The sequence below is a fragment of the Sulfuricurvum sp. RIFOXYD12_FULL_44_77 genome (genome assembly GCF_001830725.1).
GTDB classification, from domain to species: Bacteria; Campylobacterota; Campylobacteria; order Campylobacterales; family Sulfurimonadaceae; genus Sulfuricurvum; species Sulfuricurvum kujiense_A.
Map to the genome: position 1 here is coordinate 1 of NZ_MIBU01000146.1, position 6,025 is coordinate 6,025.

Here is a 6,025-nt window from a genome sequence, read left to right on the forward strand (position 1 = left end):
TATGGGGATCAAGGTCACCTATATTTTTCTAAAAACACTCAGTATTGCACGAAAAATCCCCCTTTTGGCAACGGATGCCTTCTTTTTTAACCAAAATAGCCCCATCAAAGCAGTTGGAAAGCTCTATTTTGTTAAAAATAGGACAACTATTGAGTTAGAACCGCTGACCTCGCCTGAGATTATCGGTTTTGAACTTCCTAAAACCATAGAATTAGAAAAATTTAATTCGGACAATCTCCCTTATTATGGGATTGATGCCGTAGGATAAGGAAATTATTTGTTCGTCAGTGTACCCGCAACGAGTGCTAATTTAGGGCCCGGATTTGATTCATTAGGACTTGCCGTCGATTTGCGTAATCAAGTCGAATTGGTGCCGTCACGTTTTTTTGCCGTCTCTATCAAAGGGGAAGGGGAGAACAACCCGCGCCTCAAAGGGAACAATCTTTTCGTCTCTATTTTCAATGAACATTATCGCAGACTGACCCAAAAACGACAAAATTTCAAATTTACGTTTTACAATCAGATTCCGATGTCGCGCGGTCTTGGGAGTTCTTCTGCCGTTATCGTCAGCGCTATCAGCTGCGCCCACGAAGCAGCAGGGGTAAAAGTGTCCAAACGTCGTATTCTCAATCATGCGCTTGTGTATGAAAGCCATCCCGATAACATTACTCCTGCTGTCATGGGGGGATTTAATGCGGCGATGGTAGAGAAGCAAAAGGTTTTTTCACAGCAAAAACATCTCCCCGATTATCTCAAAGCGGTCGTTGTTATCCCGAACAAGCCGATCTCAACCGCTAAATCTCGTACGACACTTCCTAAATCGTACAGCAAAGAAAATGCCGTCTTCAACCTCTCTCATACGGCGGTGACGGTGGGGGCATTTTTTAATGAAGATTGGGAGATGCTTCGTCTCGCTACCCAAGATCGGTTCCATCAAAAAGTACGGATGAAGATGCTTCCTGAGCTTTTTGCCGTTCAAAAAATGGCGTACGATAACGGGGCATTGATGTCCACGCTATCGGGGAGCGGATCGACTTTTTTCAATATGGTCTATGACCAGGATGCCCAAATGTTGGCCGATAAATTTAAGTCGGAGTTCACCGATTTCGAGGTCAAAATTTTAGGCTTCGATAATGACGGTTTAGTTGTCGAACGATAACTAAGAAAGTATTGGATATAATGGCGCAAAAGTTACATCAGCCTATCCGCATGTGCGTGGTATGTCGTGAGCGCTTTGCTCAAGTAGCACTTTTACGCCTTCAATGTCGTAACGGGGTCTTAGAACCTTACACGAATGTGGGGAGAAGTTTTTATATGTGCAGGTCTTGTACCGATCATAAGAAAACTCCGGGACAGCTGTCCCGTCAATGTAAAAGCGGCGCTAGCGTAGAGCTGATGAATCGGTTAAAGGAGATCATCGTTAATGATGGATAAAGTTAGAGTTCATGAAATTGCCAAAGAGCTTGGTATCAATTCAAAAGAGGTAGTAGACAAAGCAGCTGCAATGGGGCTTAATGTGAAAACTGCCTCGAGTTCGGTTTCGATCGAAGAAGCTGAGCAAATCATGAACTATATCATGAGCGGCGCATCTACGGAAGCCGCAGCGTCTAAGCCTGCTCCAAAAATAACCCCTTCCGAAGAAGTATCGGTTGTCACCGCTGCTGCCGTAGTAGAGAGTGCTCCGAGTGTTGCACCGGTTGCAGAGGTAAAAGAAGAGAGTTCGGAAGAAGTATTAGTCGAGCAAGAAGTTCCTAAGCGTACAGGTTTGAAAATCGTTAAGAAAAAGCGTCCTCAAGAAGAAGAGTTTGTTGCTCCGGTTCGTCATGAAAGTAGCCACGTTTCTAGTTACGGAAAACTCAGTGAGCAGGCTCAACGTGAATTAGAAGCGAAACGAGCGAAAAAAACACAAAATAGCAGTTCTCCGGTACAGAAAAAAGATCAAGGGGTTCGCCTTGATATTTTCGGTGGCGGCATCTCCGATGTCTCTATGGACTATGAACAAGATCAAGTCGTATTGATGGATTTCAACGATTTGGGTGCTAATTTACCGCCGGAAGAAGAGCAAAAACCGAAAGAGAAAAAACCGATCGGTCGTAACGCGGGTAAAAAACAGGGTGCTAACCGTGGTAAACCGCGTCAAGTTTCTCGTGAAGCACGTAAGCGCTATACGAAAGATGCAAAAGAAGACGAAGTTATTACTCACGTTGAAATCGCTGAAGACGTTCGTGTTTACGAATTCGCCGAAAAAGTAGGTCAGAGTATCTCTGCGGTTATCAAAGTCCTTTTTGACCTCGGAATGATGGTGACTAAAAATGACTTCCTCGGTAAAGACGAAATCGAAATCTTGGCGAGTGAGTTCGGTGTTGAAGTAACCACTATCGATCCAAAAGATGCCTTTAATCTTGAGACTGCATACGATGAAGAGCACGAAGACAGCGAGGGGGCCGTTGAGCGACCTCCGGTTATCACTATCATGGGTCACGTTGACCATGGTAAAACCTCTCTTCTTGATGCGATCCGTAATGCTAAAGTGGCAAACGGCGAAGCGGGTGGAATTACTCAGCACATCGGTGCCTACTCGGTAGAACAAAAAGGTAAATTGATTACGTTCCTCGATACTCCGGGGCATGAAGCGTTTAGTGCAATGCGTTCACGCGGTGCACAGCTTACCGATATTATCGTTATTGTTGTTGCGGCAGACGATGGGGTTAAACCTCAAACTCGCGAATCGGTTCAACATGCCAAAGATGCAAAAGTACCGGTTATCGTTGCGGTGAACAAAATGGACAAACCGGGTGCAAATCCCGATATGGTTAAAGCACAAATGGCAGAACTCGGACTTAACCCTACTGAGTGGGGCGGAGATGTCGAGTTCGTCGGCGTATCAGCAAAAGCTATGACGGGAATCGATGAGCTTTTGGAAGCGATCTTGCTCCAATCGGAAGTGATGGAACTCAAAGCAAATCCTGATGTTATGGCAAAAGCGGTCGTTGTTGAGTCTACGCTGGAAAAAGGGCGTGGACCGGTTGCTACCGTTATCGTTCAAAACGGAACCCTGCGCGTCGGTGATAACATCGTGTGTGGTGGTGCTTATGGACGTGTTCGTGCATTGATCAGTGATCGTAAAGCACAGCTTCAACATATCGGACCGAGTCAAACCGCCGTTGTTGTAGGATTGAGCGATGTTCCGCCATCGGGTGAAGTAATGATGGTGATGGAGAGTGATCGTGAAGCGCGTGAAGTAGCACAAAAACGTGCTGAGTACGATCGTCACCGTGAACTATCATTGAGTACCAAAGCATCGTTTGATGATTTGACCTCGTTGATCGCTGAGGGTCGTATTAAAGCCCTTAAAGTGGTTCTTAAAACCGATGTTCACGGATCTCTCGAAGCGATTAAATCGGCTCTTGCAGAGTTGCGCAATGAAGAGGTCAAAGTTGAAGTGATCTCCAGCGGTGTCGGCGGAATCACTGAAAATGACATTGCATTGGTCAACAACAGTGAAAACTGTGCCCTACTCGGATTCAACGTTCGTCCTACGGGTAATGTTAACGCTATGGCTAAACAAATGGGTGTAGAGATCAAAACCTACTCTATTATTTATCAGTTGATCGACGATGTTAAATTGTTGCTCGGCGGTATGATGGCACCGCAATTCCGTGAAGAGAATACCGGACAAGCCGAAGTTCGTGATACGTTCCCTATGCCGCGCGGTGCAGGAACTATCGCAGGATGTGTGGTCGTTGACGGTAAACTCGTACGCGGCGGAATGGTTCGCGTTATCCGTGAGGGTGTCGTTATCCATGAGGGTGATCTTACATCCCTCCGACGTTTCAAAGACGATGTCAAAGAGGTTGGTAAAGGGATGGATTGTGGTGTTGTCCTCAACGGCTACACCGATGTCAAAGTGGGTGACGTTATCGAAACCTTCAAAAAAATCGAGACTAAAGTATCCCTGTGACTCCGGCACAAATAAAAATCAAGCGAACGGAATCGATTCTCAAAGAGTTGATTCCCGAGGCGATTTCACAACTCTCCGATGCGCGTGTGCGTGAAGTGGATGTTATCGATGTCCATTGTTCACGCGGGCGAAGCGATGCAAAAGTCTATCTTGATCCGCACCACTACACTCCTCAAGAACAAGCCGTCTTTTTAAAACTGCTCGAAAAAGCCCGTCCGATTATCGAAGAGCATTGTATGAAAGATCAAGGCTGGTTTCGCAGTCCCCGTATGACCTTCGTGTTTGATGATACCCTCAAACGAAGCCAAAATATTGAGGCGTTATTCGCCCAAATCGCCAAGGAGAAAAAAGATGAGTCTTGAATCTGACATCAAAAAAATGGTTGAATCCATCGGCTTGTCTCTCTATGATACCGCCGTACTTAACGAAAATGAGAACACCATTTTTCGTGTTAGTGTTACGGCACCGGGCGGTGTAACGCTCAACCAATGTGCTGAACTTACCCATCTTATCAATCCATTATTAGACGTTACCTCTCCGGTAAGCGGTGAGTATCGTCTCGAAGTAAGCTCACCCGGTATTGAGCGTCGTCTCAAAACACTAGAGCACTTTGTTCAATCAGTAGGGGAAAAAGTTGCTTTGAGTACCATCACGAAAGAGAAATATGAGGGTGAAATGATCGGCGTTGAAAACGAAGAGATCATCCTTAACACCAAAGAAGAGGGTGAAAAACGGATCCCTTTTCGCTCGATCAGCAAGGCAAAAACCTACTTCGAGTGGTAATGAAACCCTCTGCAGCACATCATGCTATGACACTCGCGCTGGCTGCAGCGTGGGATTATCAACTCCTTACATTTCCTAACCCAGCCGTCGGTGCCGTTTGTTTTTCCCAAGAAGGTACTATCTTCTCTGTCGGTGCCCACAAACGCGCAGGCGGTCCTCATGCCGAAGTGTATGCACTTCGTGATGCTTATGTTCTCCTATCTGGCGATACTACCATTGCAGACTCCGACGACTCTCACCATATCCATGCGTATCTTCGTACCCACCATAACGGTATTTTTAGCTCTGTTTCAATGGCAGTAACACTCGAACCGTGTTCCCACAGCGGTAAAACCCCATCCTGCGCACTATTGATTCGTGATTTGGGAGTTAAAGAGCTTTTTGTAGCCTGTAAAGATCCCAACCCTATCGCATCAGGCGGTGCCACACTTTTGGGTGACGCAGGTGTTGAATGTTTTTTTGGTGTTATGGAAAAAGAGGGAAGTGAACTGTTAGAGCCGTTTTTGAAATGGCAAGAGAACCCTTTTGTTTTTTTTAAATGGGCGCAGCGACTTGATGGGACGATTGATAAGGGGACGATCAGTTCAAAAAGCTCACGTGAGCATATGCATACTCTGCGCGATCGGTGTGACTTGATTGTTATCGGCGGTAATACGGTACGGCATGATCGTCCGACGCTCGATGCACGACTGGTCGAGGGGAGGGCACCTGATGTACTGATTTATTCGCATCACAATGATTTTGACCGCACGATTCCCCTTTTTAGTGTACCGAATCGGAATGTATTTGTTGAATCGTCGCTGGAAAAAATAAACGGGTACCGATTGGTGATGATTGAGGGGGGCGCGGGGATGATGGAAGCTTCGTCTAAGGTCATAAATTGGTATCTCAGTTACATTGCACCCAAAATTGGGGGCGGATCACAAACTCTTGGTGTCATTCAAGAGGATTTTGAGGTTCTTAGCGCTAAAATCACTGACAATATTATCCTTTGGATGAAGAAAAAATAGGACTATTTATGACCAAACAAGAGAAAATCGTATCGATGTTCAACGATATAGCTCCGACCTATGATCGTGCTAATCGAGTCCTCAGTATGGGTATCGATACCTTTTGGCGTCGCAAGGCATGCGATTTGGCGTTTGGTTACTGCCCCTCGAAAACGATTGATTCCATCGTAGATGTCGCATGCGGAACGGGCGATATGATGGGGTATTGGAAACGCCGTGCCGATAAAGCGGGATTGGTTGTTGATCGGATTGTCGGGATTGATCCTAGTGA

General features: G+C 46.0%; 7 protein-coding genes and 1 pseudogene. All 8 read left to right on the forward strand.

Going from position 1 to position 6,025, the window contains the following annotated elements:
* Positions 1 to 268 (forward strand): annotated as a pseudogene (locus A2517_RS06140) (hypothetical protein); the annotation flags it as partial.
* Between the two features lie 9 nt (positions 269 to 277).
* Positions 278 to 1,159, forward strand: a complete 882-nt coding sequence (thrB, locus tag A2517_RS06145; RefSeq protein WP_294895168.1) for a homoserine kinase — start codon at positions 278 to 280, stop codon at positions 1,157 to 1,159.
* 20 nt (positions 1,160 to 1,179) lie between these two features.
* On the forward strand, positions 1,180 to 1,434 hold the full coding sequence (locus A2517_RS06150; RefSeq protein ID WP_294895170.1) for a DUF448 domain-containing protein: 255 nt from the start codon (positions 1,180 to 1,182) through the stop codon (positions 1,432 to 1,434).
* Complete coding sequence (gene infB / locus A2517_RS06155) at positions 1,427 to 3,961, forward strand: translation initiation factor IF-2 (RefSeq protein WP_294895177.1); 2,535 nt, start codon at positions 1,427 to 1,429, stop codon at positions 3,959 to 3,961. The genes A2517_RS06150 and infB overlap by 8 nt, the downstream gene beginning before the upstream one ends.
* The gene (gene rbfA, locus A2517_RS06160) at positions 3,958 to 4,323 is read left to right on the forward strand and encodes a 30S ribosome-binding factor RbfA (RefSeq protein ID WP_015652896.1); all 366 of its coding nucleotides are present in this window, start codon (positions 3,958 to 3,960) and stop codon (positions 4,321 to 4,323) included. Before infB ends, rbfA begins: the two co-directional genes overlap by 4 nt.
* Complete coding sequence (locus A2517_RS06165) at positions 4,313 to 4,744, forward strand: ribosome maturation factor RimP (protein WP_294895171.1); 432 nt, start codon at positions 4,313 to 4,315, stop codon at positions 4,742 to 4,744. The genes rbfA and A2517_RS06165 overlap by 11 nt, the downstream gene beginning before the upstream one ends.
* Entirely contained in the window at positions 4,744 to 5,754 is a 1,011-nt protein-coding gene (gene ribD / locus A2517_RS06170) for a bifunctional diaminohydroxyphosphoribosylaminopyrimidine deaminase/5-amino-6-(5-phosphoribosylamino)uracil reductase RibD (RefSeq protein ID WP_294895173.1), read from the forward strand. Before A2517_RS06165 ends, ribD begins: the two co-directional genes overlap by 1 nt.
* 8 nt (positions 5,755 to 5,762) lie before the next feature.
* Positions 5,763 to 6,025, forward strand: a 263-nt coding sequence (locus A2517_RS06175) for a class I SAM-dependent methyltransferase (RefSeq protein WP_294895175.1), incomplete at its 3' end; no start/stop codon positions are given.

Coding starts and splice junctions, on each gene's coding strand:
- infB (WP_294895177.1), top strand. CDS start 1,427: ATGGATAAAGTTAGAGTTCATGAAATTGCCAAAGAGCTTGGTATCAAT.
- A2517_RS06165 (WP_294895171.1), top strand. CDS start 4,313: ATGAGTCTTGAATCTGACATCAAAAAAATGGTTGAATCCATCGGCTTG.
- ribD (WP_294895173.1), top strand. CDS start 4,744: ATGAAACCCTCTGCAGCACATCATGCTATGACACTCGCGCTGGCTGCA.
- A2517_RS06150 (WP_294895170.1), top strand. CDS start 1,180: ATGGCGCAAAAGTTACATCAGCCTATCCGCATGTGCGTGGTATGTCGT.